This window comes from Paenibacillus sp. JT31N11 (genome assembly GCF_056269285.1).
This window is the reverse complement of sequence record NZ_JBWDNQ010000001.1, coordinates 115573-141650: the sequence shown is the minus strand read 5'-3', so window position 1 is coordinate 141650 and position 26078 is coordinate 115573. Positions and strand designations below refer to the sequence as shown.

Here is a 26078-nt window from a genome sequence, read left to right as displayed (position 1 = left end):
ATTCCGGAACCGCTATTAATAACGATAAATATGAGCGAAATCTCTTTCACTTAACTCATTCAACAGAGAATGGGGGCAATGGCCAGATCCACCCCCATCACTAACACTGGCAGCGAAGAGGTCAAGGGTCCGATCCCGCCAGGCTCCACTAAAACAATCATTCAAACCACTTCGTCTGAAGTGGTTTTTTTTATTCAGTGGAGCCCAGGAAGGCGTAAGCAGTGTAAACATCATCGGCTGCTAATTCATCGGCCTGGAGATCGGAAGTCCTACATTAGCCGGGATCTTTCATCTTACTTTGCACTTGTATTAATAGATGCGCCATCAAAAACAGAATATCTCCAAGATTCCATTAATATATATTCATAAACGACGATAGCCGAATCATTATATAAATTGTTACTCAAAAAATAGATATATTTAAATGTGAATTGGAGGAGAAAAAATGTTTAAATCTCATCCTGCTAATACAGCAATTGTCATAACGGACCCACAAAATGACTTTCTTTCACCTGGAGGGAAAGGCTACTTTTTAACTAAACATATTATTGAGCATTACAACACACTAGGAAACCTTGAGATTCTAATAAGGACCGCCATGAGTATAGGGTATCAGCTTTTTGTATCCCCTCATTATATATATCCGCATGATTATGGTTGGCAATTTACTGGAGCTGAACAAGACATGTTATTAAAGCTTCGGGTCTATCAAAAAAATCATGACCACATTTCTGTGGGAGCTGACTGGGTTCCATCGCTTAAGCCATACATCTTGGCAAACCAAACAGTCGTTGCGACCGCCCATAAGGTTGCCAGTCCGCAGAACAATGATCTAGTTTACCAATTACGTCAGCATAGAAAAGAAAAGGTCATTTTGGCAGGTGTTCTATCAAACATTTGTGTAGAATCGCATATGAGAGACTTAATTGAAAATGGATTCCAAACCGCTGTTGTATATGATGCCACTGCAGCTTTAAGCGAGAAGGATTTTCAAGCAGCGATTACAAATTTCCAGGCTTTCAGCAGTGCTACGTGGTCAACTCAACAGGCGATCTCTCAATTATAAATCTATCCAGTAACTCTCCCAGAGGAAATTCTTTAAGCCTAGCATGCCCCTTTCACAGCGATCTTCCTATAAAATCCGTCTCCTCAGTGTTTTCATAGACTTTTTTCAAAAATCAGTTTTGGTCGCCAAGTATTTCCAGGATTGCATTTCTTGTTTTACATTGGCAACCTTCTGATCCGCCACTCCATACGCATCCGCTCCCAGAAAAAGATGAACCGGAGGATACTCGGACTCGGAAACTCGAATCAAAACATCCATTCCTTTATTCGGGTCGCCAGGTTGATTCTTATCATAACGCCGGATGCCGGATTCCTGGTTTTTTCTTATTGTCTCATAATCGTTGATGGGATTGCCTCCAGCATGAATCGATCCTTCAGAGAAAAAGTTGGTGCGAAAGAAGCCAGGCTTAACCGATGTGACAAAGATTCCTAAAGGCGCTACTTCCTGCGCCAAAGATTCACTCATTCCATCTACGGCAAACTTTGTAGCGCTATATACGCCGGTGGCAGCCATCCCTTGATATCCGGCTATCGAGGATATATTAAAAATATGACCTGACCTTTGTTTCCGCAGCTGGGGAAGCGCGTGTCTTATTACATTCAACGTTCCAAATACATTGACTTCAAAGTTTTGCCGAATAAGATGATCTGGAACTTCCTCTATTGGTCCAACCTGGCAGTAACCTGCATTATTAACAACTACATCCAATCGGCCAAACCGCTTAATTGTGGCATCAATTGCAGTTTTGACATCTGAATCATTTGTTAAATCCATTTGAAGCGAAAAAAAGTTGTCATGCAGACCAACGGATAGCTCAAGATCTCTAACCACTCTTGAAGTGGCTGCTACCTTATAACCCCTATCCACCAGTGTCTTAACTAAAGCTAATCCGAATCCTTTGGAAGATCCCGTGACGAACCAGACCTTTTTCTGTGACATCCTTACCATTCCCTTCAGAATTCTTGATTCACTTTTTCTACGACAAAAATAATAACGGATAGCATCTTATATCAATCTAATTGTTAAAAATGAATCCTATACTCCACTCGACGCTTCACTCCAACACTTCATATACCTGTGATTGAATGGAATCCATGTCCAGAGCATTTGACCATGTCATGTTGGGTGAATTATTTTGAAAACAGACCATCGTTTTCTGAATGTCCTCTGTTTCTATTTCATAGATAGCCATATAAGGCAGCTCGGCTTTTACGCTGTAATATTTGTTCCCGCTAATAAAACCCGGGAGTTTGAGAAGCTCGGGGATGTGGATTTGTTTATACCAGTTTCTAAACTCTTCATCTTTACCGTCTTTCGGCTTGGTCATTACCGTTACTATGTACTTACCCATATTAATATCCTCCCGGGATCTCATATATAATGCGCACTTTGACTACCTTGATTTCTTAAACAAACAGGGAAACAAAAGGACGTTCCAATCTTCCGTGCGGCTTTTATTTTCATCAGTATTCTTTCCTCCACCTGATATTTATGCCTTTCAGCAATAATCTTCAACTCCCTTCTTATTATAAAAACAATAATTATTGCATGTATTTAGATATCCTAGCCATCCTTTTGCATTATTCAGCCACGAGTAGTGCGTATTATCGTTTTTGCACAAGATAAATAACGATAATCTCACGACAATTATTTAAAATTAATTATAATTACCTGAATTATTGTAATTTTAATTATTTATGTGGGTATACTCTGGATTTTTCTAATCGGAATCCGTCGGGAGTGAGAATAAGGGGACCAGGAGAACGAATATGTTCAGGGGAGTTTTCGGGCATACTGGCTAGAAGATTCTGTAAGCTGATTCGAAGGCGCGCTGGATGTCCATATGTAAGTAGCTAATCTTTCGTTGGAGGTCATGTTCAGGATATAGATCAACGGCTATCGGAGGGCGTATGGTGAGAGAAAAACTTACTTATCTCGAAATATTAAGGGGATTTGCGATTCTGGCCGTTTTGGCGATTCATACGACGTCGTCCGCGATCACTGAGCTGTCGACGGCTTCATCACTTTTTCCCGTCTACAAGATTATTAATGCAGCCTCGCATTTTGCCGTGCCGGCCTTTCTCTTCCTGAGCTCGCTCCTGCTTTTTTATCATTATGATGAGAGAACAAAGCAAAACTGGCTCGTTTTTTACCGTAAGCGGCTGAAAACGATCGTTATTCCCTACTTGATCTGGTCCGTGTTCTACTCAGCTGCCGACTCATACGTCAAGCATATGTCCGCTGAAGACAGCCTGCTCGGCTTTGTTAAGGGGCTGCCGTTCGGCGGCAGTTACCCCCATCTGTACTTCATCATTGTGATCGCCCAATTTTACCTGGCATTCCCGCTCTTTCATTTGCTGTTTCGGATCCAATTCATCAAGAACCATCCATTGCTGTGCGGCGCAGCAGCCCAAACCGCCTTTTACCTGTTAAATTATTACGCTCTTGATATGAAAGGGGTCGGCTCGTTCATCGGCTCGTACCTGCTCTATTTCTTTCTGGGCGCTTATGCGGCCGGAAAATTGAAAACCATTACGGCAGGCGGCAAGGATTGGCGGAGATGGTGCCTTTTTGCCGGATTTATCATCTCCGCCGTTATCTATGTCGGCCAAATGTGGCTGCAGAAAACAAATCCGCAATGGATTCCGCAGCCGTATTACTCTTATCTCAATTTCGTTTCCGACTACTCCTACGCCGCAATCAGCTGCATCGTTCTGCTGCAGGCCGCATCGCTGCTGGAAGGAGGACGTCTTCATCTTTCGCGCAATACGCTGCTGTCGATCGGCACGTACTCATTCGGCATTTATTTCATCCATCCATTCTTCCTGCTCCTTTGGCGTCAGGAAGTGATGGTCCACGGCGCGATATCCTATCATCTGCTCATATGGGCAGGAGGAGCGGTCGCATTCATTCTTTCATGGCTGATTACAATCGCCGTTCAGAAATCGCGCCTCGGCGTGTACATCGTCGGGAAATCGGATAGTCGCAGACTTTCTCCTGCGTCTTCAACGACCTGACATCGTTGACTACCCTTTTACCGCTCCGCCTACGATGCCTTTCACAATCTGCTTCTGCATGAGGATGAAGAAGATAAAGATCGGAATAAGCGTTATAACGGTCATGGTCATGAACAAAGGCCAATTCACCGAGAACTCTCCCTTTGCCTTGTAGATTTCCAGAACGAGCGTAGAGTTGCTGCGGGAGCCCAGAAACAGCATCGGGGCCAAAAAGTCATTCCAGATCCACATCGTCTGGAAGATGATGCTTGTGACGGTGATCGGCTTGAGCAGGGGAAGAATAATCCGCCAGAATATTCCCCATATCGAGCTTCCATCAATAATGGCTGCCTCCGACAGCTCTTTCGGGATCGTTTTCATATAACCGAGCATCAGGAAGAAGACGAACACCGCACCCCCTGTATACAAGGCAATCAGCCCGTAAAGACGGTCGACGAGGTTCAAATCGGTCATCAGCTGAAATAATGGAATCAGCGTCGTCTGGAAAGGAATCATGAAGCCAAGCAGCAAGTAAAGCATGACATAGTGATTCAGGCGTCCCGGGTTGAAGACGACCGGGTAAGCCGCCATTGCCCCGATCAGCACCATCAGCAGGACGGACACGACGGTCACGACCAGGCTGTTGCCGAAGCTTTGGACGATGGAAGTCTGCTCGAACACCTGGGCGTAATTCGAGAAATCCCAGGTTCTCGGCAGGCTCATCGGTCTGGCCGCCGTTTCCTGCTCGCTCTTGAACGTGTTGACGATAACCAGGTAGAACGGAAAGAACGTCAGCAATCCGACCGGCAGCATCAGAATGTCCAACCACCAATTTCTTCTCACTGCGCCCGTCATTGGATCCGATCCTCCCTCTTCTGCATCAGGGTAACCTGGAAATAGGCGATGACCAGTACAATCAGGAAGAAAACAATGGATATCGCGGAAGCCAGCCCATACTGGGTCTCCGTGATGCCGCGCAGCACGATGACCTGTGTAATCGTATGGGTTTCGAAGCCGGGTCCGCCCTTCGTCAAGGCAAAGGGCACTTCATAGACTTTGAGTCCCCCTGTAAGAAGCAGCATGACGCTTACCGTCATGGCTGGCGCAAGCAGCGGCAGCGTAATATAGCGTATCTGCTGCCGGCGGTTGGCCCCGTCGATCGAGGCGGCTTCATAATAATCCCTGGAAATCGATTGAAGGAAGGCCAGGTACAGCACGGCATGCCAGCCCACTGCCGCCCAGGCAGCCACAATAATGGTAGACAGCTTGGCCAGAAGCGGATCCGACAGCCACGGCTGCGGGCCGGCATGGAAGACCTCACGCAGCACCGTGTTGAGAACGCCGGATGGAACGGGCGACAGGATAAATCCCCATATGAAAGCCAGCAAAAGGCCGCTCGGAATGGATGGAAAAAAGAAGATGGCCCGGTGCAAATTTCTTGTCATAAATTTCTGATCCAGTATGAGAGCCAGCGGTATGGCCAGTATCGTGATCAGCAGGGTGCTCAGCAATGCAAACAGCAGGGTGAACGAGATGCCCGATACGATGGCGTCGTCGGTAAATAATTTCATATAATTTTTTAGTCCGGTAAAAGCGTAATTCTTGTCATACCCGTCAAAATCCGTGAAGCTCAGGATCAGAGAGCGAATTAACGGATAGATCGTGAATAGCGTGTAGACCAGCAGGATCGGAAGCAGAAAAATCTGGTACTGTAGCAGTCGAAGAGCCTTAGTCACGATTGTCTCCTTTCAGCAGCCGAAAGAGCAGCAGGTTTCCCTATTGCCCTGACGCGATGACTGTTATTTATTTTCCATTTCCTCGAACTTTTTATCGATCGCTTCCGCTGCTTGCTCCGGTGTTATTTTGCCGACTGCCATATCCTGTGTCGAGATGACGAATTGATTGCGCAGCGCTTCCTGATGACGCGGCCACGTTACCATCGGCAGGTAGACGTTTCCTTTCATCAGCCCTTCTTCAAAAGCGGTTTGCAGCGCCGGATGCACCTTGGCCTCGAAGTCCTTGACCGTTATCAACGCTCCCGTTCCTTCATAAAACAGCTGCAGCCCTTCCTGCGTGCTTAAATATTCGATGAACTGCAGCGCTTCCTCCTGATGCTTGCTGGCGGTATTGACCGCAAACCCGACGCCCGGCGCTCCTACATAATAATTCGCTCCCTGCTTCGGACCCGGTATAGGCATCATGCTGAAGTTCAGCCCCTCCGTTGCCTCAAGCTTGGCGATGCTCCATGGACCGCCGAAGAACATCGCGACGTTGCCCAGCGTGAATTCACTCTCAATCTGATCGCCTGTCAGACCGATCATATCCGGCGTAAGTATCTGGGTGTCGATCAGATCCTTTTTCCATAGCTTGAATACTTCCGTCCAGCCTTCGGCGAATGTTTTTTCTCCGGTAAAGATTTTGTCATCAAAATTTGCGTCTGCCGCGAGGGTCATGTTGCCGTACAGCGCGGAATGAATCTGGGTGAGGTCCTGCATATTGTCATAGATCGGAGTAATGCCGGCTTCCTTGAGCTTCAGACAAAGGGCAACGAATTCATCCCAGTTTTCCGGCAGCTTCTCAATTCCCGCCTTCGTGAACAGGTCTTTGTTATAATACCAGCCGCCAACCCAGCCGTTCTGCGTATATGCATAGGTTTTACCGTTTTTGCTGAGCATTGGCTTGTTGCTGTCCAGCATCGTTTCCATGAATGGAAAATCCGTCAGATCCAGCGCATGACCGCCGTCGATAATCTCATTCCGGTTTTCGGCGGCAATCATGAAAATGTCCGTAGCCGATTCCGACAACAGCATCGTCTGGAGCTTGGCAATATAATCCTTCACGGGTGGAGCGAATTGAAAATCAATGGAAATATGCGGATACTTCTTCTTGAATCCGTCGAGAACCGGCTTCATTTCGGTTTCATTGTTCCAGGAAAGCAGGCTCAGCTTAACCTTCTCCGCCGTCTGCCCATTGCTGCTTTCCGCCCCCTGCTCATTGCCGCCGGCGCTGCCGCATGCGCTGAGCAGCATAGCGGTCAATAGAACAATCGGAAGCAGGCACCTTATTCTTCTCATCGTATTAGTTCCCCCTTCAATACTGGTTGTAAGCACTTACAAACCATATGATAACTTCTTTGCCGCAACGGGGGAATTCATATTGTTGCATGTTTATTTGTATTTTGTTGCGTAAGCCAGGAGTCATTTGATCCTGCGCCCGCTGCTCCGGATTCAACTGCCGCCTTCCGCACCTGTCTTTGCTTGCCGGTACTGCTTGGGGGACAGGTCAAAATGCTTTTTGAAGCTGCGGCTGAAATGGCTCTCGTCGCCAAAGCCGGTTGCAGCGGCGATCGCACTGTTCTTCATCTCCGTATTGACCAGCATTTCAGCGGCCTTGGACATTCTTGCCCGCATCACATACGTCCAATAATTAATATGCAGCTCCTGCTTGAAGGCTCTGCTTAATTGAAACTTATCCATGTTGAACAGCGTGGCGATCCTTTGCAGCGACAGATCCTCGCCGTAATGGAGATCGACGAAATGCTTCACCTGCAGTACCGTTTCACCGGCAAGCGGCGCGGTCTCGGATTTATCGGCAATACGGTGAAGCAGGGCTTGAAGGTAATGCTCAAGTCTATCCGCCGTCCGGTAAGCTTTGAGCATGTCGAGTGTTATTCCAGCCCACTCCGTCTTCCCTGCAACGGAGTCATTCAAGGCTTGTCCGGTTATGTACACATAGTGGAGAATCAGCATATATACGTTTTCCGGATGGAGACGCTTCTCGCGAAAATGATCGAACAGCCCGGATACAAGCTTGCTGACCGAAGCGGATTGAAAGCCATACGATACCTGCTCCGGAAGCGCGCGTTCATATTTTTGAAGCTCCCTGGTTCTCCAGTCTGTCGTGAAATAGCCTTCCTTGTACAGATTGACCGCTTCCTGCGAATAGAAACGCTGCAGGCCCGCTTCCTCACTCTGCCTGTACAGCTCCAGCAATCTGTCGGGAGTATCAGCGACCGCGCTGATCCCGATTGAAGCCTGTGAATCCGCAAACCGCTCAAGCCATTGATCGGATAATTGCCGGTACAACTCCTCCAACCGCATGGCTGGAACCGGGGCTGTCATTCCCAGCAAGCAGGCATATCCGTCGGGGCTTTTCCGGTGCACGACCGGTATAATCGCATCTTCAAGCCCGGAAATCCACTCGATCAATGACTCGGCGGACGGCTGTCCGCCATCTACATCCAGCAGCATGTATTCCCTTATTCGCAGCGCCTGGAACGAGCGCCCGATCACCTCAAACGATTCTGCCGGACAGGATAAGGACTGAACGATCCGGCCCAGCTCATGAGCGAGCGCTGCTTGCTGCTCATCCTGAATGCTGGCGAGAAGCTCCCTGATGGCGCTGGTAAGTAGAGCGACGTCCACCGGTTTAAGCAAATACTGGGCTACGCTCAGGTGCAGCGCTTCCCGCGCAAATTCAAATTCGTCATAGGCGCTCAAAATAACCGTCTTCGGTTTTCGGAAGGGCTGCTTCAGCTGCTTCAGCATTTCCAGGCCGTTCATGAAGGGCATCTGCACATCAAGTATCAGCAGATCCGGCATGAATTGTTCAATAATCAACAGCGTTTCCTTACTGTCGTATGCATGTCTGATCTCGGTAATCCCCAACGAGAGCCAGTCTACCATTTTGTCCAGAAAGGTGTGGAGGGAGGCTTGATCATCGGCTATCAGCAATTTCATTAAAAGTCCCCTTTCCGCAAATCGGCTCCGCCAGGAATGACAGGCAGTAAAATATACAGGGTCGTATGGACATTCTCGTCGCTTCGGATATAAATACCATAATCATTGCCGAACTTCAGCTTGATCCGGTGGTTGACATTATACAGTCCAATGTTGCCTGGCTTTGGGCTGGCAGGATCAATATGCCGCCTCAGCGCCTTCAGCCTGTGCCTGTCCATCCCTTTACCCGTATCCCGGATGACGATCAGCAGCCCGCGCTTAACGGAGAGGACGCTTAACTGAATCGCGCCTTCCCGGCGGTTCTCCCCAAAGCCGTGCCGGATCGAATTTTCGGCCATAGGCTGAAGAATGAGCTTCGGAATCTTGTAAGCCAGGACCGCAGGATCCGGAATATGAACCGTCACTGTAATCCGATCCTCGTATTTTTTGTTCATGATAAATAAGTAGTCCTTCATATGGGCGAGCTCCGTCGCCAGCTCCGCCATTTCGTCGGATTGCCGCATGGAGTAACGAAACAGGCTGCTTAAGGAAAGCACGATCGTATTGGAGGATTGGATATTCCCGCATACGATCTCCGTTTGCAGCAGCTGCAGCGTATTGAACAGAAAGTGAGGATTGATCTGGGATTGAAGAGCCTTGAATTCTTCATCCTTCAAGGCGATCCGGGTCAGGTAATTTTGTTGAATGAGCAGCTCAATGCGGTTCATCAGCTCCTTGAATTTGGTGCCGATATGATTGAGCTCCTGATATCGGTAGTCCCTGTTTTTAACAAAAAGCGTGTCATCTCCTCCCATTCTGTCCAGCGTCATCAGCAGCCTGCTGACCGGGCGCGAAATCCGGAAGGTAATAACCACGCTGATCAAGGTATTGAGCAGAATGCAAAGATACAGGATGCGGATAAGATTAGATTTGAGCGGGATGGATTGATCGGAGATTTCCTTCATGGTAACGGTTGCAATCATGGTCAAGCCTTTAATGACGGTAGGCTGATAGATAACGAGATGCTCTTCCCCGTCAATCTCCTCCGTGAAGTTGCCGCCAATATCGGAATCAAGCTTTTCGATCCCCTGGAATTTCAGAGCGTGGCCGATCTGCTCCCTGTCCTGGTGAACGATAATGGTGTGGTTCTCGTCGATCAGGAAGATATTGCCTCTGTTGTGATAGGTGCTCCTCTCGAACATCCCGTTCAGCTTGTCCAGGTCGAGATTGGCGATAACAGAGCCTACCGTGTCCCCCTGAAAGCCCTGCACCTTCATGCCAACGGACAAGGTAGGAAGCCCGTATCGGGACGTATCATCCTTTAAATAGTAGTTTTGTACATGTACGCCCAGACTGAAGAAGGTGTTGTCCGGATGGGAGCGGAAGGATTCCTGTACCCAGGGCTGCTGCCTGAAGGCATAGTCCCACTGGAGGGAATTGCGGCCATTCAAGTTGTTCACGTATCCATTCTGGCCGAGAATCAGCACATCGCTGATCAGGGACTGGTACGTATAAATGCCTTTCGTAATTTCGGCAATATTGCGTTCATGCTGAATCAGGTTGATCATCTCCATCTTGCCTGCCTCGCGCATAAGCGAAGCGACAGAGTAATTCCCTGCCAGGAGGATCAGCGAACGCTTGGTCTCTTCCAGATTGAAGCTCAGGCCCAACGCGGCCTGTTCCATCACCTTGTTGCTCGAACGGATAATTTCATCCGTCATCATTCTCGTGGAGTCCCGGATAGAGAGCATGCCGAAGAACAGGAGAAGAAGCAGATTAACGATCAAATAGGAAAACAGGATCGTCCGGTAAATCGTTCGATTAAAAATAAAATGCCGAAAAAAACGGAACAATTTCTTCATCAGCCACCTCATTTCATTTCCCATATTCCGCACGATTGCATTATACCAGAACCGTTGGCATTATTATGCAGTTACATGCGGTTATACCTCTCCAGCGCCTTCTCCTGAATCTCTATCGCTCTATCAATATGCAGGGCTTTCAGCTGCGCGACGTATGCATCGCAGGCATCCACCGGTTCGATACCGAGGATGATCTTCAGGGACATCTCATCGACAAGCGTCGTCACATCCATCATGATCGCCGACAGCTCCGCGCTTTCCCGCTCCGTCTTCGGAACCGGCGGCAGCAGATGGCTGTCGGCATCCGTATCCGACCAGATGCGCGTCGCCTCCTTCTGCTCGGACAGTACATAATACTGCTCCAGGTATCGCACATCCTGCACGAAAGGCCCGAAGTAGCTGGCCCTGTTATACATGGCAAGCGCCTGCGAGGGCGCAAGCCTGTCCGGATTGCGGAGGATAAGATCCGTATACGTCGGGTACCCGTTCACCATCGCGTAGCTTATATTCTCTATTCCGAAGTTAAAGAACAGATGTCCCTCCGGGCTGTAGCCGTAGTCCAGCATCCGGACCGCTTCCTCGACATTGCCGCTCTTGCTGGAGATGGCAACGCCGCCGCTGCCCGAGTACAAATTGGTCCGCTGTCCGAACTTCGGGCGGTCACCCTTGTTCAGCACGGGATAAGGAGCCGCAACGAACCTCGCGTTCGGGTCCCGCTCCTGCACAATCGGCTGCCAGGTGCCGATTCCCGCTCCCGCATTCCATATGCTCGCGCCGCTTCTCCCCGATATCATATTGGAATCGAGCGTCTTCGTATCGACCGTCGCAATGTTCCGGTCGAGCAGTCCCTCTTCATACCACTTGCGGAACAAGGCGAGGAATTGCTTATAACCCGGCTCAAGCGGTCCGAATTTCACCTCTCCCTGATCCAGGTAGAAGCCTTTCTTGATGCCGAAAGCACCTACGAAAGCGCCGTTCTCGATACCGAATAACGGGCTTGGCACGCCCAGGAATGTCAGCGGTGCCTGGACGCCCTTCTTCTCCTTGAAGCCCTTCAGGGCGGTATGCCATTCATCAATGGTAGCCGGTACCGGAAGGCCCAGCTCATCCAGCCAGTCCTTGCGGATAACCGGTCCCTGGTAGGTGCGCAGCCGGTCGTCTCCCTGGATGAACGGAAAGACGTAATAGCTGCCGTCTGCCGTCTTGACCTGTTTATCGATCTCCGGGTGCCCGCCAAGATATTTTTTGAGATTGGGCGCATAGCGGTCGATGGCTTCGTTCAGTCTGAGAATATAACCGTCCTTAATGGCTTTCTCCGGCCCGCCGGGAAAGCTTGCCCATTCGTATTCGATCATGTCCGGCAGCTCGCCCGAAGCGAGAAGCACATTCATCGCTTCCTTCGCCTGATTCGCCGGAGGCTGGATAAATTGCAGCTTCACGCCTGTCCGCTTCTGCCATTCCCTGAAGAACGGAATGTCCTCAAAGGAAGGCTTGATGCTGGCCGCATTGCCGTTCAGCTCCGCCCAATAGGTGAGCGTTTTGCCGGTGCGGATCGGATAGCTTCCTATCCCGCCTGTATCTGCAAGCAAGCCTGCCCCGGCCCCTTTGCCCGAACCTGCCTGCTGCTCCGGCACGGCATCCCCTTGCGAATACCCGGCAAGCGGAACGGCATCCGGCCGATCGCAGGCGGACAGCAGCAGCGCCGCTGACAGCAGAAGAGCTATCACTGCGGTAATACGCGATCCTCTCATTTTCCCAGACCTCCCGATACTTGTCCCGATTTAATGAATTTCCTTATACTTGCCAGGAGTAATGCCTTCATACTTCTTGAACACGCGGATGAAGGTAGCCGCATCGTTGTAGCCGACCAGCCGCGAAATATCCGAGATCGATTCCTGCCTGCTTTTCATCATCCACTTGGCCTGCTTTATCCGGTATTTGTGTATATAGTCCAGAAGCCCTTCTCCGGTCTGCGTCTTGAACAGCTTCGACAGGTAGCTGCCCTTCAGGTCGAAGCGTTCGCCGATCATATTGACATTCAGATTAAAATCCTGATAATGGTCTTCGATATGGTGAGCGACCCTTGCCGTCAGCTCCCGCAGCGATTCCGCCCGCTCGTGCGTCACATTCGTCTCCAGCCTGGCCGCTGCGAAAGCGCATACCTCACGGAGCAGGGCCTGGAGCTCATCCTGCATCTCCTGAATCGTGTCGCATGCGATAATCTGATCCATCCACAAGGGATTGCCGCCCAATACGCTGCTGTCTCCGTCGCCCAGCTCGTTAATCGCTTTCACCATTGTCCCTACAAGGTCGAATATCAGGCATCTGGCAAGCGTCAGCGACATGATCGGCTTGTTGAAGTTCCGGTCCGTAATCTCCTTCATGAATGCGGATGCATGCTCAAAGTCGCCGGCCTTGATCAGATTGATCATCTGCTGCTCCGCCTGGAGCGGGTAATAGTAGCCGAACTGCAAGTGATCCGCCGGATCGATCCGGATGTCGTCGTACGTAATAATCCCCTTCTTGCCGAGAACCATCTTGTACTCCATGGCGTCCACCGCCTCCTGATACGCCGCGGCGATACCGGACAAGTTGGCGTGCTTGCCGCCGATCGAGACCGTCAGATCCATCTGGTACCGCATGAGGAAGCGCTGGGCCTCCCCGGCAATCATACGCAGCTCATCCTTATAGCGCCCGTCATCGGGCTCCGCCAGATTAACCAGGCAAACCATCATATCGTCCACTTCGGCCACGTAACCCGCATGACGATGCTGGCCGGCCAATTCCTCCACCACATTCGTAATAATAAAATGAATCAGCTTCCGCGTCTCGTTGATATTGATGCCAGGCATATTTTCCGCAAGGCTCCCGTCATTCTCCACGACGAACAGAATAACGGCAAATTCATCGGACAACAGCTTCATGTTGAATGATTTGAAGGCTTCCTCGTATGGGATCGGCGAATCCAGCTTGCCTTTCATCAGCCGGTTCAGCATGTTCGAGCGGAGCACATTCTGATGAATTTGCAGCTGCAGGGCGATGTTCTCCTTCTCGCTTCTGGCAGTGGAGATCGCCCGCTGAATGAAGCTCAGTTCATTCCACTCCGTCCGCTCCTCATAGGCATTCTTATCGGACAACGACTGTACGAGCTGCTGAATCGGCGAGTAGTTGCGGCGCATGAAGAACCAGGTCAGTACGCCGGCACCCATAATACTGATGAGAATACTGATATACGTGAACTGCCTGACATACTCCGCCTTCTCCCAGTAAATGCTGCTGGGGATGACGAGCGCATACTTCAAATCCGATACGGCGGACTTCAGATAAAAGAGCTCCGAACTGCCGTCCTTCGCGGAAGCGGGCATCGTCTGACCGCCTCCCTTGATGCGCTCCAGAATATGCTTCTCATCCGCTTGCACCGGCAGATTGGACAACAGAACCTCATTATTCCGGTTCAGGATCAGCACCTGTCCGCCGCTGAACCCTGATATGCTCTCGATCGCCGCCTGGAACCGGACTGTATCGGCCATGACGACGACCGTTCCCGTTTCCTTGCCGTTCAGGTCCTTGGGCAGACGGGTAATATAGGCGATTGACGTGTTCGGCTGGGCCGAATCAAGATGGGGCAGCACCATGAACTGATTATGCTCCGATCCTCCGATGACCGCGAGCCACTGATCATACGTCATCTTCCCGGTCTGATGCAGCGTATTGAAAGCGGTCTTCATATCCCTGACGTTGCCTGGGCGCAGCACCGAAGCCTCCCGCTCCCAGGTTACATAAAATTCATCGATGGAGGCGTACGAGGTTTGATACATGCGGAAATCCTTCACCAGCTCGTAGGCGCTGAATTGCGCGCTTCCGTCGGGCATGCTGGAATACATCAAGGTCTGCAGCTTGGCATTCCAGGTAAGCTCCATGTTCAAGCGCTTCATCAGATCGATCTGGTTGTCTATGGTATACCGCACCTGCTTGAGCATGGAATCGTTGGCGCGGTGAATCTCGCTCCTCAGCGCCCCGCTCGACTGTGAATAGACGATGAGGCTGATCAGGATCGGCACGAACAGGACAGTGCTATAAGAGATAAGCCATGTAAAAATAATACTCTTCCGTTTCTTCCATAACTGTCGGATGTTCAATAGAATCTCCTCACCTAAGCGTAGAGTAAATAACAAGGGGTTACCCGAGTCAGACCCTTATTATACCTATAAATGCAAAGGCCAAGGAATATGCAAAACGTTCAAAGCGATTGACGAAACGCACAAAAAACCGAATGGATCCCCTCCATTCGGGTTTTTGTGCCAAGCGGCCGTTACGATTCATATAAATACTGCCTTCAGCCCTTCAATGAACCGACCATTACCCCTTTGACGAAGAAACGCTGCACAAAGGGATATACGCACAGGATCGGCACAGTCGCGACCATGATCGTCGCATATTTGATCGTCTCGCCGATCTGATGGCGGTCGCCCGCCGAGGCGCCTGCCGACATGCTGTCCGTGGAGTTCGCGATCAGAATTTCCCTGAGCACAAGCTGCAGCGGGAACAGCTCGCGGCTCTTGATGAACACGGAAGCGTAGAACCAGCCATTCCACTTGTCTACCGCGTAATAAAGAATCATGACGGCAATTACCGGCATGGACAGCGGAATGATAATACGGAACAGGATCGTAAAATGATTCGCCCCGTCGATCTTTGCCGATTCCTCCAGACTGTCGGGGATGCCCATAAAAGCCGTGCGCATAATGATCAGATTGAACGTGCCGACCGCAAACGGTAGAATGGTCGACCATAACGAATCGAGCAGCCCTACTCCTTTTACGACGAGATAGAGCGGAATCAATCCGCCGTGGAAGAACATCGTGAACACGATGAATACCATGAAGCTGTTGTTCCACAGCACATTCTTCCGCGACAGCACATACGCGCCGAGCGCAGTCATGACAAGATTAACCGCAAGACCCGCAAATACGATGAACAGCGTGTTGCGGTAACCGATCAGTATGCCGGGGTTGTTCATTACGCTTTTATAAGCCTCGAAGCTGAAGCCGAGCGGCTTCCACAGAATCCCTTTGTGGATAATGAGCTGCCCCGCCTCGCTGAATGAAGCGAATAATACATACAGCAGCGGATATAAGGTCACAACGACGAGGAAGATCAATACCGCATAGATACCGGCGTCGAACAATCTCTCGAACAGGCCAATCTCTCTTTTCATTGATAGCTCACCTCACCATAAACTGCTTTTGTTGACCTTGCGGCTGATATAGTTCGCGGTTACCAGCAGCGCGAGATTGATGACCGAATTGAACAAGCCGACTGCCGAGCTGTAGCTCCACCCGAATTCCAGCAGGCCCTTGCGGTAAACGAACGAAGAGATCACGTCGGCTTTCTCGTAGGTAATGGGATTGTACAGCAGAATAATCTTCTCGAAGCCGACATTCAGCAGATTACCCATCCGCAGGATGAGCATAATGGCAATCGTAGGCATGATGCCGGGAAGCGTGATGTAGAAAATCTGCTTGAACCGGCTCGCTCCGTCCATTCTCGCCGCCTCGTACTGCTCCTGGTCGATGCTCATCAAGGCGGCGATATAAATAATCGACTCCCAGCCGATACGCTGCCAGATCTCGGACAGAATATAGATCGGCCGGAACAGATCCGGCTTCTGGAGCATCGCTTGCCCGTCGTAGCCCAGCAGCATGAACAAACGGTTAATCACGCCGTCGGCATTCGTAAAGTCGGTGATGATCCCGCAGATGACAACGAGCGAGATGAAATAAGGCATATAGGTGATCGTCTGGGCAACACGCTTGAATGCCCTGCTGCGAACCTCGTTAATCAGCAGCGCCAATATGATAGGCGCGGGGAACTCGAAGATGAGAGAATACAAGCTGATGATAATCGTATTCTTAAGGATTCGGACAAAATAATAGCTGTTGAAGAAATCATAGAAATGCTTGAGCCCGACCCAGTCGCTGCCCACAATGCCCTTCATCGGTGAATAATCCTTGAAGGCGATCAGGGCCCCATACATCGGGGCATAATGAAAAATCAGATAATAGGCGATAACGGGAAGCATCATCAGGTACAAATATTTATTCAGCATGAAGTCTCGTGCGAACCGGTTCCGGCCTTTCTTGACGAACCGCTGTGTCCGGCCGCTGAGCGGTTTCCTGCTGTTCATCTCTTGCGCTTTTGCCACTTGCATCTTCACCTCGATCCGGATTGAAGGAGAGGGCCTTACCCCCTCCTTCGGATTTTCATTCTTTACCGGCTGTTATAGCGCTCCAGAGCCGCGGTCTGAATGGCAATCGCCCGATCCAGATTAAGCGTCTTCATCTTCGCAACGTAGCTCTCGAACTGATCCAGCGGCTCGGAGCCCAAAATGATTTTCAGCGTCATCTCGTCCACAAGCGTATTTATGTCATTCATAATGGTAGCGAATTCCGAGCTCTCCTCCGGCGTCGGCGTGATCGGAGGCAGGTTGTATTTGTTAGCGTCCGTCTTCTGCCAGGTCGTAACCGCGTCGCGCTGCGTCTGCAGGGCGAAGAACTGCTCGGCGTAACGCTTATCCTGTATGAAAGGGCCGTTGTAGCTGGCGCGGGCATACATGGAGATCGCCTGTGCCGGAGCCAGCTTGTCCGGATTCTTCATCAGCAGGTCGGTATACTTCGGATACCCGTCCTCGAGATTATAGCTGACGCCTTCCGTCCCAAAGTTAAAGAACATCCTGCCTTCCTCGCTGTAGCCGTAGTCCAGCATCCGGACCGCAAGCTCCGGATTCTTCGCAGCCGTCGTTATGGCTACGGTGCCTTCGGAAGCATAAGCCATGCTCTTTTGCCCGAACTTGGGCATATCTCCATGCTTCAATACCGGATATGGAGCGGCCACCAGCACCGCTTCCGGATTGTTCGCTTCCACAAGCGGCTGCCACTTGCCGATACCGCCGCCCGCATTACCAATGGTTGCTCCTGTAGCGCCCGAAGCGATGCCGCTGTCAAGTGCCTTCGAATCTGCTGTGGCAACATTCTTATCGATCAGGCCCTTCTGGTACCAATCGCGGAACAAGCTCAGGTATTCCTTGAAGCCGCTCTCCGACGGTCCGAACTTGATCACGCCGTCCTCCTGATAGAAGCCGCGGTTCACGCCGAACGCTCCCAGGAACGCGCCGTTGCCGGATTCATTGAAGAAGCGCGGCTTGCTGACTACCGAGAATGGCGCCGCCGCTCCTTTCTTTTCCTTGAAGGCCGTCAAGGCTGCGGTCCACTCGTCGATCGTCTCCGGAACGGAAAGACCCAGCTCGTCCAGCCAGTCCTTGCGGATAATCGGCCCCTGGAACACGCGCAAATATTCGTCTCCCCGGATGAACGGGAAGGCATAGTAGCTGCCGCTGTCGGTTTTGACCATTTTGTCGATGTCCGGATTCTCCTGCAGGAACTTCTTCAGGTTCGGCGCATACTTGTCAATCAGATCGTTCAGCTTGAGGATATAACCGTCATTGATTGCTTTCTCGGGCCCGCCTGGAAAGCCCAGAAAGTTGTATTCGATCATATCCGGCAGGTCGCCGGAAGCCAGCATCACGTTGAGTGCTTCCTGCGTCTGGCCGGTCGGCGGAGCCGTGAATTCGAGCGATACCCCCGTCTTCTTCTGCCAATCCTGGAAGAACGGAATTTCGCTATGCGATGCTTTGACACCGATCAGATTGCCGTTGATTTCTCCCCAATAGGAGAGCTTCTCGTCCGTCTTTATCGGATAGGTTGTCGCAGTCGTTTCGGCAGGCGTCTCTGTCTCATTCGCCGGTTTGTCCGTATTCGTATTGCCGCTGCCGGCGTTCCCCCCATTAGAAGAACACGCGATTAATAATGTGCCCAGCAGCACGATGCTCAGGGCAGTTGCGAACAGTCTTTTCATTCCCTAACCTCCGTTGGTCGTTTAGTGAGATGCATCTCCTCCACAGACTAACGGATAACCGGCTTCTCCCGATATGAGCAAAAAAGCAAATCCGATGCCGATTTCGTTCCAAGCAGATTGATCATAACGCCAATTGAATTGATCAAACCGCAAGAAAAACGGCTATCGTTGACGGCCAAAATCAGTTTCTTATGATCAGAACAGCAAAAAAACCGCCCCTGCGGGCGGTTTCCTGCGATCACATATGAAATTTCATCACTCTGATTTAAAGGCCCCTATTCACCGGCATTCGGACCGGTACGAGGCAACTTCCGGCTTGCTTGCTTCCTCAAAAGGAGTCGAATGAATTTGATTTTCTCCATAAACATCTTCTATAGAACTCATAAGCCGGCGCAAGTACAATAATCGAAACTCCAACTATTTTTAAAACAATCAAGGTTATTACCTCCCACCTGATTATCAATCGCGCTAATCAAATAATTCTACGTCAAGAAGCCGTTTCCTCTAACTGCTCTTGTCAGCCGGATTTCCTATTTTTTCCATCTGGTCATATTCACTTCGGAGCAGGCCGTAGACAAGCTCATCATAATGCTGTCCCTTCGTGAACAGCATATTTCTGAGTCTTCCTTCCTGTTGGAACCCAAGATGCTCCTGCAGCGCTTTGGAGCTTTCGTTAAAAGCATAAACATGCGCCGTTGCTTTCTGGTAGCGCAGCTCCTCAAAATAATACCGCAGCAGCAGCCTGATAGCCTCTGCTGCGTAACCCTTCCGCCAGTGCTCCCGAAATATCGCAACACCGTACTTAAAGGTTCCATGCCTTGCATCACAGCTGTGGGTATTGATGCTTCCGATCAACTCGCCCTCATGTGTTTCAATGGCCATCATAATATTATCGTTATCAGGGCCGAGAGAGGCTTGATTATCCGCCCATGATCGGGTGCCTTCTTCCGATCTCGGGAAGTGTGTGACATCGCATAGCCTGGCGGTTTCAGTATCATAATCATTGTGATGAAACTTCTCCCAATCACGAGGTACAATTGAACGCAATCTTACTTTGCTGCCTGTCCAAATATTCTCTACCATAATAGTCACCCCTTCATGCTGATCTTACGTACACATGTACCGTTAAGAATCCGGATAAAGATCACTGGACAAATAGCGCTCGCCGCTGTCCGGAAGCACGACAACGATATTTTTGTTTTTATTTTCCGGTCTTTTGGCGATTTGGAGTGCGGCGAATACAGCAGCGCCCGATGATATTCCGGCAAGCAGACCTTCAACCCGGGCCAGCTTACGCGCCGTATCGAACGCCTCTTCATTTTTCACCTGAATAATTTCGTCCACAATGGACCGGTTAAAGTTATCCGGAACAAATCCCGCGCCAATCCCCTGGATCTTGTGAACCCCTTTGCTGCCTCCGGAGAGGACGGGAGAATGAAAAGGTTCTACAGCTATGATTCGGACGGATGGCTTACGCTCCTTCAGCAATTCGCCTACCCCGGTAATCGTCCCTCCCGAGCCGACACCGCCAATAAAAATGTCTACCTCGCCATCTGTATCTCTCCAGATTTCCTCAGCGGTTGTTGTTCTGTGAATTTGCGGATTGGCCGGATTATTAAATTGTTGGGGGATATAGGAATGAGGAGTTATTGCCGCTAAATCTTCGGCTTTTCTTATAGCTCCGGCCATTCCTTCATTCGCGGGGGTAAGCACCAATTCCGCTCCGAGTGCAACCAGGAGCTTCCTGCGTTCCATACTGAAATTTTCCGGCAGCGTAATAATTAATCTGTATCCCATCGCCGCGGCCGCAAAGGCAAGACCAATACCCGTATTCCCGCTCGTCGGTTCAATAATGACGGAATCCTCATGAATAATTCCTCGTTCTTCAGCATCTTTGATCATGGCATAGCCAATTCTGTCTTTTACACTGCCTGCCGGATTAAAAGATTCCAGTTTTACGATGATGTTAGCTTCGACATGATATTTTTTGGTGAAATTGGTGAGCGCGAGCAGCGGCGTATTTCCTATCAGATCTGTCAGATTCTTAGCAATTCCGGGCAATTTCATCACTCCGAACCTTCAATTCCAACTTGAGAAGTTGGTATTATCATACTAGCATAGCCATTTTGGTGAGTAAATAAATACCATCCGGATGCGATTCTTATAGCAACTATAAATTTCAAAAAAAAGAAGACGTAGACTAACCGCCTTCCTTATCGTAAGTTATTCCCCCGCAGATCCCGGACATGGCTGCTCACAGCATATCAGATCTGTGACGATTCCGGACAAGGTATTGGAGATAACCCGTCTATCTCCCTGACCAGCATAATTTTCTGTCTCACACGCTCTACGGTCTGCTGCAGACGGATTGGATGCACAGGCTTCAAAATATAATCCAGCGCGCAAATATCAAATGCCTTGACCGCATACTGATCATAAGCCGTTACAAACACAATCTCTACATGCGGCACCGCCTGCTGCAGCTTCTCGCCCAGCTTCAAACCGTTCATGCCGGGCATATGAATATCCAGAAATACAACATCGGGCTGAAGCTCCTCCGACCGTTCGAGAGCCTGCACCGGATTTGATGTCATTTCAATGATCTCTACACCACCCACAACTTCTTCCAGCATTCTCTTGAGCTGTTTCAAAGCCAATCGTTCATCATCGATCAACATCGCTCTCAACTTGCGTTCACCTCGGCATTCCCGCCCGGCCGTTCACCAAATACAGCAGCGGTTGTTGGGCAGTCATTCTGTATTCAATGCAGTATACCAACCGCACCTGTACAAAATCTGTACATGACAAGCATGAGGGATTTTATACTTTCTTCTGTAATTCAAAAAAAAAGAAATACCAGGGAGCTGCCCTGGTATTTCTTGATATCGAGCTCTAATTTGTTCATAGCGGCTGCCATATTTGGGAAACCGGCACTTTCTTGGCAGCCTCGCAGCGGGATCGATTGGCCTCCTGTGAAACAACCATCCCCTGACCCGACTCCCGGCTATTAGAACGGAAGCTCCAGTCCGAATTCAGCCGCGGCTGCCGCCAGATCGGCTTTGTGTTCCCGGCTGACAGGTATTCCCGAGACTGTCCAGTCCCGCTCGCGCTGTGCTTCCAAAACGCCGGGAAGCGTCGCCTGGTCATACCCTGGCATAGGCTGCATGGTGCGGGTCATTCTCATATAGGCATCCATTTCCCCCTTGAAGGCTGCCGGGGAAATAAACCGGCTTATATCAAGCGCAATAATCAAGGCGCCTTGATTCGCTCCGTTAAAGCTTTTGCCTTCCCCGGACGGAGCAGCCGGTACCCCTGCAAGGAAGCCGCCAAGCGCCTGACACATGAAACCCAGACCCATACTGCGAAATACAAGGCCGGGCGCTAGCTTGAACAGCTCGTCCACATGAGGGGAATCGGCGTACAAATCATGCATGGCGCCAAAGTCGAGCACCATCGGAACCTCTTCGCCGGAAGGGACCGCGAACGACATCGGCGAGCCGCCCGCCGCTCTCATAATCGAATCCTCGGGCTTCAGCTCCAGCTGATGCCCGGAGGTGACATAGCCAATAAGGCCTTGCTCGGCCAGAAGTCGGGAATAAATGCCGGCTGCGCCGATGTGGCCGTGATTGCGTGTGACCGCAGCGGCTATCCCCTGCTCACGGGCACGATCCGCAAGCTTCTCCACTGCGCGGTAAGCGGCAAAATAACCAAGACCTCCATCGCCGTCGACCACGATTGTTGAAGGAGCCTCATTCGTAGTGCTGATCTGCGGATCAGGATTAATCAACCCGTCGCGCATAATACGAGCATAGGTGGCCATTTGTCTGGTTCCATGGCTGAGTACGCCGCGGAGATCATTTTGAACCAATATATCCGTCAAAAATAAAGCCTTTTCTTCAGGCATTCCGGCACTCTTCGCCAATGCGGAAATAATACCGCGCAGCTTCTCCGGTTCCACCCTCTTATGATTTGCTTGTTCAATATTCATATTTGTATAAACACTCCCATCTATCGCCAATTGTACCCCTCGCCCGGCGTAATTACCATTGTATCATTTCAGCCATCCCGCTTCATATTCTTGATTATATTTATGGGGACAACCGTTCAGCTGGAAAACAAATCATGCTATGATGAGGGCATGCAGAAACCATAAGGAGGATCAACACAAAATGAGAAGAGTTGCGATTATAGGAGCTGGCAGCATTGTATTTTGCAAAACACTGATGCTGGATATTATGGCGACGGAAGCGCTGGAGGAAACAGAATTCGTGCTCATGGCCCCATCAACCTCCAAGACAGCTCAAGTGGAGGCTTTTGCAAACAAGGTCATTGCGGAGAATGGCTTGAAGTCCAAAGTCTCCATTACAACGGATCGGCGGGAAGCGTTGACCGGCGCCGATTATGTCATCTGCACCTTCCAGGTGGGAGGCGTCTCCGCTTTTGAAATGGATTATAAGATTCCGCTTAAGTACGGCGTGGATCAATGTATCGGCGATACGCTGGGACCAGGCGGCATCTTCCGGGCGCTGCGCAGCATTCCCGTCATTCTTGATGTGGCCAGAGACATGGAGGAGCTGTGTCCGAATGCCCTTCTGCTCAACTATGTGAATCCAATGGCGATGATTGGCTGGGCGCTCGGGGAAACCAAAGTGAAATTCGTCGGGCTCTGCCACGGCGTGCAGACGACGCTGGATCTGATCGCTGGTTACGTCGGTCTGCCTAAGACGGAGATCGATTATGTAAGCGCTGGCATTAATCATATGGGCTGGTTTCTCCGGCTGGAGCATCAGGGACGGGATTTGTATCCCCTGCTGCGGGAGAAGTTCGAGCAGCCGGAATTCTATGTCAATGAGAAGGTGCGCGGGGAAGTGTTCCGCCACTTCGGCTATTTTATGACGGAGTCGACGGGCCATCTCTCCGAATATGTCCCCTGGTTCCGCAAAAATGCCAGAGAGCTTGCGCTTTACTGCGACGAACCGGCCTTCGGCGGGGAATCCGGCGCGGCTTACGAGTGGTCGGCTTATGTGGCCGGCAAGTACAATCAGCCGAATATCATGGATAACGAGCCGACGAAGCTGCCGAAGCGGAGCGTGGAATACTGCGCCTATATTATAGAAGCGCTGGAGACAGGCAAGCCCTTCAAGTTCAACGGCAATGTCCGAAATAGCGGAATGATCGCCAATCTGCCTGATGAATGCTGCGCGGAGGGACCGATCTATGCGGACCGGACAGGATTGAACCGTACGCTGCTGGGTGATCTGCCGCCGCAGTGCATGGCGCTCAATATGACGAATATTAATGTGCAGCGTCTAGCTGTTCTCGCCGCCAAGACAGGCGATCCGGAAGCGGTTGTCCATGCTTGCGCCCTCGACCCTCTCACCTCAGCGGTGCTTTCCCTGAAGGAAATCCGCGAGATGGTCACCGAGATGCTGGAGGCGGAAGCCCAGTGGCTGCCGCAGTTTGCCGGCAGGAAGCCAAGAGCGACTCCCACCATCGCTATCCCCCAGGACGTACAGCGCGCCGAGGTCCCTATCGATCCCGCGCTCGCGATATTTTCAAGATTTGGCGAGCTTGCCAGGTAGGGTGATTGGAACCCTGCCCTTCTGCTGGACACTGACTTATTATAGAAGCTCCTGCCCGGCTTATTGCCGGACAGGAGCTTTTATTTTTCACAGTCTTGTTTTTTCGCTTTATCTGTCCAGAGGATAAATATCGTTCCGTTCAAATAATCTCCACAGCTGCTCAGCCATAAATTGAGGCGGATGCGGCATTTTATTCAGAATCCACCACTCCACGGTACCCACGAAGGCTGAGGCCATAAATTGGGCAATCAATTCCTTATCCATTTCCTGATTGATGTCATTCATTTTTATCTTCTGGTCTACCGTTGACGCAATGACTTGCATCAGGCGTTCCCGAAATACAGTTGTTCTTTGATTGGCAAGCATGGAAGAGAAGAACAGGTAATTCTCCTCAAAATAAACGAATGCAGGCTTCAGCGCATCAATCAGACCGGTTTGCACCTGATTAAACTCGTTGAATTTGCAGGCATGGAACATTTTGTTCAAATGGTCATCTATACATTGATTAAGCAGGTCGTATTTATCCGTGTAATGAAGATAGACGGTTCCCCGGTTTACATTCGCCCGTTCCGAAATATCATTAATGGTAATGTGATCGAGTTCTTTCTCGGAAAACAGTTCCAGAAACGCCTTGTTGATGGCTTCCTTCGTCCGCAGAATCCGGCGGTCTATTTTCGTTTCCGCTGCCATTATGCCATTGCCTCCCCTGTTATTGAACATTCCCGGTGCCGCTGTTGGATATGAAACAAAAGTGAGTATATTAGCGATTGAATTTACTTCTCTTCTCTATATAATAATAATCAACAGCAGTAAGATAATCAACTGCCGTTAAATAAACAACACCAGTTTCATAGCAGGAAAGCAATAACAAAATTCCTTTAAGGGGCGATAACGAATGGAAAACTTGAAATCCAAGGTCATCATTATTACGGGAGCATCCAGCGGAATAGGTGAAGCAACAGCGAAGTTATTGGCCCAACAGGGCGCAAAGGTCGTATTGGCGGCAAGAAGAGAGGATCGTCTGCAAACCATCGTGAACGATATTAAACAAGACGGCGGAGAAGCTGTTTATATACCAACGAATGTTGCTTCATCAGAGGACATGCAGAAGCTGGCACAGTTTGCATTGCAGCAATATGGCCGGATCGATGTGCTTGTGAATAATGCCGGAATTATGCCGGTTTCCCATTTGAATGAACTCAAGATCCAGGAATGGGATCAAATGATCGATGTTAACATCAAAGGTGTTCTGTACGGCATCGCCGCTGTTTTGCCAACCATGAGAGAGCAGAAATCGGGACATATCCTTAACGTCTCCTCGGTTGTAGGTTATCAGGTAAGTCCGACCGCGGCTGTGTACAGCGCTACAAAATTTGCAGTCAGAGCGATTTCTGAAGGGCTGCGCCAGGAGGAATCTCCTTCCTCCAATATCCGGTCCACCATCATCTCCCCGGGACTTACGGATACGGAGCTGACCGATACGATCAGCAGTCCCGAAATAAAAGCGATGGCAAGCCAAATGAAAAGCATGGCCATCTCGCCTTTCAGTATCGCAAGAGCGATTGCCTATGCCATTAATGAACCCGAGGATACCGGAGTCAATGAGATTATTATCAGACCGACAATACAACCCTGATGCAATCATCCTGATGGAAAAATACGTCTTAAGGGATCCTCTCCAAAGCTATGGTCGACCTCTTTAAGTTCAACAAAAAAAAGTATGATACTTTTAGGGCAGCTTCGCTCAATGCGAAGCTGCCTTTTTTCATCCCGCTGCGACTTTTCGCGGATAGCGAATGCAGGGATGATGTTTGCGTTGAACCGCCTGGGCGCAAGCGGACTTGTCATTGATGGAATACTCGCGTTCATCCACTTATTAGCGGCTCCATATAGCCTCCAAAAGATGTATCACCAAAAATCCGCCTTTACAATCGACTCTG

General features: G+C 50.2%; 21 protein-coding genes. 4 read left to right on the top strand and 17 right to left on the bottom strand.

Annotated elements, in window-relative coordinates; all coding sequences use genetic code 11:
* Nucleotides 1-445: 445 nt before the first annotated feature.
* Nucleotides 446-1066: a cysteine hydrolase family protein gene (locus tag AC0YNV_RS00650; protein ID WP_475765004.1), complete on the top strand. Its 621-nt coding sequence runs from the start codon at nucleotides 446-448 to the stop codon at nucleotides 1064-1066.
* Between the two features lie 105 nt (nucleotides 1067-1171).
* Here AC0YNV_RS00650 and AC0YNV_RS00645 read toward each other — a convergent pair whose 3' ends face one another.
* Together AC0YNV_RS00645 and AC0YNV_RS00640 are read right to left on the bottom strand one after the other, a co-directional pair.
* The gene (locus AC0YNV_RS00645) at nucleotides 1172-2005 is read right to left on the bottom strand and encodes an SDR family oxidoreductase (protein WP_475765002.1); all 834 of its coding nucleotides are present in this window, start codon (nucleotides 2003-2005) and stop codon (nucleotides 1172-1174) included.
* Nucleotides 2006-2120: 115 nt separating this feature from the next.
* Entirely contained in the window at nucleotides 2121-2417 is a 297-nt protein-coding gene (locus AC0YNV_RS00640) for a hypothetical protein (RefSeq protein WP_475765000.1), read from the bottom strand.
* A 559-nt stretch (nucleotides 2418-2976) separates the two neighbouring features.
* Here AC0YNV_RS00640 and AC0YNV_RS00635 point away from each other — a divergent pair.
* On the top strand, nucleotides 2977-4083 hold the full coding sequence (locus tag AC0YNV_RS00635; protein WP_475764998.1) for an acyltransferase: 1107 nt from the start codon (nucleotides 2977-2979) through the stop codon (nucleotides 4081-4083).
* Nucleotides 4084-4092: 9 nt separating this feature from the next.
* Here AC0YNV_RS00635 and AC0YNV_RS00630 read toward each other — a convergent pair whose 3' ends face one another.
* The 14 genes from AC0YNV_RS00630 to AC0YNV_RS00565 form a co-directional block, all read right to left on the bottom strand.
* A complete protein-coding gene (locus tag AC0YNV_RS00630; RefSeq protein WP_475764996.1) occupies nucleotides 4093-4917 on the bottom strand; it encodes a carbohydrate ABC transporter permease in 825 nt (274 codons plus the stop codon).
* On the bottom strand, nucleotides 4914-5798 hold the full coding sequence (locus AC0YNV_RS00625; RefSeq protein WP_475764994.1) for a carbohydrate ABC transporter permease: 885 nt from the start codon (nucleotides 5796-5798) through the stop codon (nucleotides 4914-4916). Before AC0YNV_RS00625 ends, AC0YNV_RS00630 begins: the two co-directional genes overlap by 4 nt.
* A gap of 63 nt (nucleotides 5799-5861) precedes the next feature.
* Nucleotides 5862-7136, bottom strand: a complete 1275-nt coding sequence (locus AC0YNV_RS00620) for an ABC transporter substrate-binding protein (RefSeq protein WP_475764993.1) — start codon at nucleotides 7134-7136, stop codon at nucleotides 5862-5864.
* Nucleotides 7137-7289: 153 nt separating this feature from the next.
* Nucleotides 7290-8801, bottom strand: a complete 1512-nt coding sequence (locus AC0YNV_RS00615) for a helix-turn-helix domain-containing protein (protein WP_475764991.1) — start codon at nucleotides 8799-8801, stop codon at nucleotides 7290-7292.
* Entirely contained in the window at nucleotides 8801-10642 is a 1842-nt protein-coding gene (locus AC0YNV_RS00610) for a cache domain-containing sensor histidine kinase (RefSeq protein ID WP_475764990.1), read from the bottom strand. Before AC0YNV_RS00610 ends, AC0YNV_RS00615 begins: the two co-directional genes overlap by 1 nt.
* Before the next feature lie 71 nt (nucleotides 10643-10713).
* Nucleotides 10714-12393 carry an extracellular solute-binding protein gene (locus AC0YNV_RS00605; protein WP_475764988.1) on the bottom strand — a complete coding sequence of 560 codons (1680 nt, stop codon included), beginning with the start codon at nucleotides 12391-12393 and terminating at the stop codon, nucleotides 10714-10716.
* Nucleotides 12394-12423: 30 nt separating this feature from the next.
* The gene (locus tag AC0YNV_RS00600; RefSeq protein WP_475764986.1) at nucleotides 12424-14781 is read right to left on the bottom strand and encodes a helix-turn-helix domain-containing protein; all 2358 of its coding nucleotides are present in this window, start codon (nucleotides 14779-14781) and stop codon (nucleotides 12424-12426) included.
* A gap of 197 nt (nucleotides 14782-14978) precedes the next feature.
* A complete protein-coding gene (locus AC0YNV_RS00595; RefSeq protein ID WP_210037521.1) occupies nucleotides 14979-15860 on the bottom strand; it encodes a carbohydrate ABC transporter permease in 882 nt (293 codons plus the stop codon).
* 12 nt (nucleotides 15861-15872) lie between these two features.
* Nucleotides 15873-16751, bottom strand: a complete 879-nt coding sequence (locus AC0YNV_RS00590; protein WP_210037657.1) for an ABC transporter permease — start codon at nucleotides 16749-16751, stop codon at nucleotides 15873-15875.
* A 161-nt stretch (nucleotides 16752-16912) separates the two neighbouring features.
* Complete coding sequence (locus tag AC0YNV_RS00585) at nucleotides 16913-18556, bottom strand: extracellular solute-binding protein (protein WP_475764985.1); 1644 nt, start codon at nucleotides 18554-18556, stop codon at nucleotides 16913-16915.
* Between the two features lie 504 nt (nucleotides 18557-19060).
* Nucleotides 19061-19639 (bottom strand): GNAT family N-acetyltransferase, encoded by a 579-nt coding sequence (locus AC0YNV_RS00580; protein WP_475764983.1) that lies wholly within the window; start codon nucleotides 19637-19639, stop codon nucleotides 19061-19063.
* 42 nt (nucleotides 19640-19681) lie between these two features.
* The gene (gene cysK / locus AC0YNV_RS00575; RefSeq protein ID WP_475767243.1) at nucleotides 19682-20617 is read right to left on the bottom strand and encodes a cysteine synthase A; all 936 of its coding nucleotides are present in this window, start codon (nucleotides 20615-20617) and stop codon (nucleotides 19682-19684) included.
* A 203-nt stretch (nucleotides 20618-20820) separates the two neighbouring features.
* Nucleotides 20821-21234: a LytR/AlgR family response regulator transcription factor gene (locus tag AC0YNV_RS00570; RefSeq protein WP_379112950.1), complete on the bottom strand. Its 414-nt coding sequence runs from the start codon at nucleotides 21232-21234 to the stop codon at nucleotides 20821-20823.
* Nucleotides 21235-21563: 329 nt separating this feature from the next.
* On the bottom strand, nucleotides 21564-22544 hold the full coding sequence (locus AC0YNV_RS00565; RefSeq protein ID WP_475764981.1) for an Ldh family oxidoreductase: 981 nt from the start codon (nucleotides 22542-22544) through the stop codon (nucleotides 21564-21566).
* Between the two features lie 181 nt (nucleotides 22545-22725).
* On the opposite strand from AC0YNV_RS00565, the gene melA reads away from it, so the two are divergent.
* Nucleotides 22726-24138, top strand: coding sequence for an alpha-galactosidase (gene melA, locus AC0YNV_RS00560; RefSeq protein WP_210037516.1), 1413 nt, complete (start codon nucleotides 22726-22728; stop codon nucleotides 24136-24138).
* Between the two features lie 108 nt (nucleotides 24139-24246).
* Here the strand turns inward: melA and AC0YNV_RS00555 are convergent, their stop codons facing one another.
* Nucleotides 24247-24828, bottom strand: coding sequence for a TetR/AcrR family transcriptional regulator (locus AC0YNV_RS00555; protein WP_475764978.1), 582 nt, complete (start codon nucleotides 24826-24828; stop codon nucleotides 24247-24249).
* Nucleotides 24829-25033: 205 nt separating this feature from the next.
* Here AC0YNV_RS00555 and AC0YNV_RS00550 point away from each other — a divergent pair, with 205 nt between their 5' ends.
* Nucleotides 25034-25774 (top strand): SDR family oxidoreductase, encoded by a 741-nt coding sequence (locus AC0YNV_RS00550; RefSeq protein WP_210037514.1) that lies wholly within the window; start codon nucleotides 25034-25036, stop codon nucleotides 25772-25774.
* The last annotated feature ends 304 nt before the right edge of the window (nucleotides 25775-26078 follow it).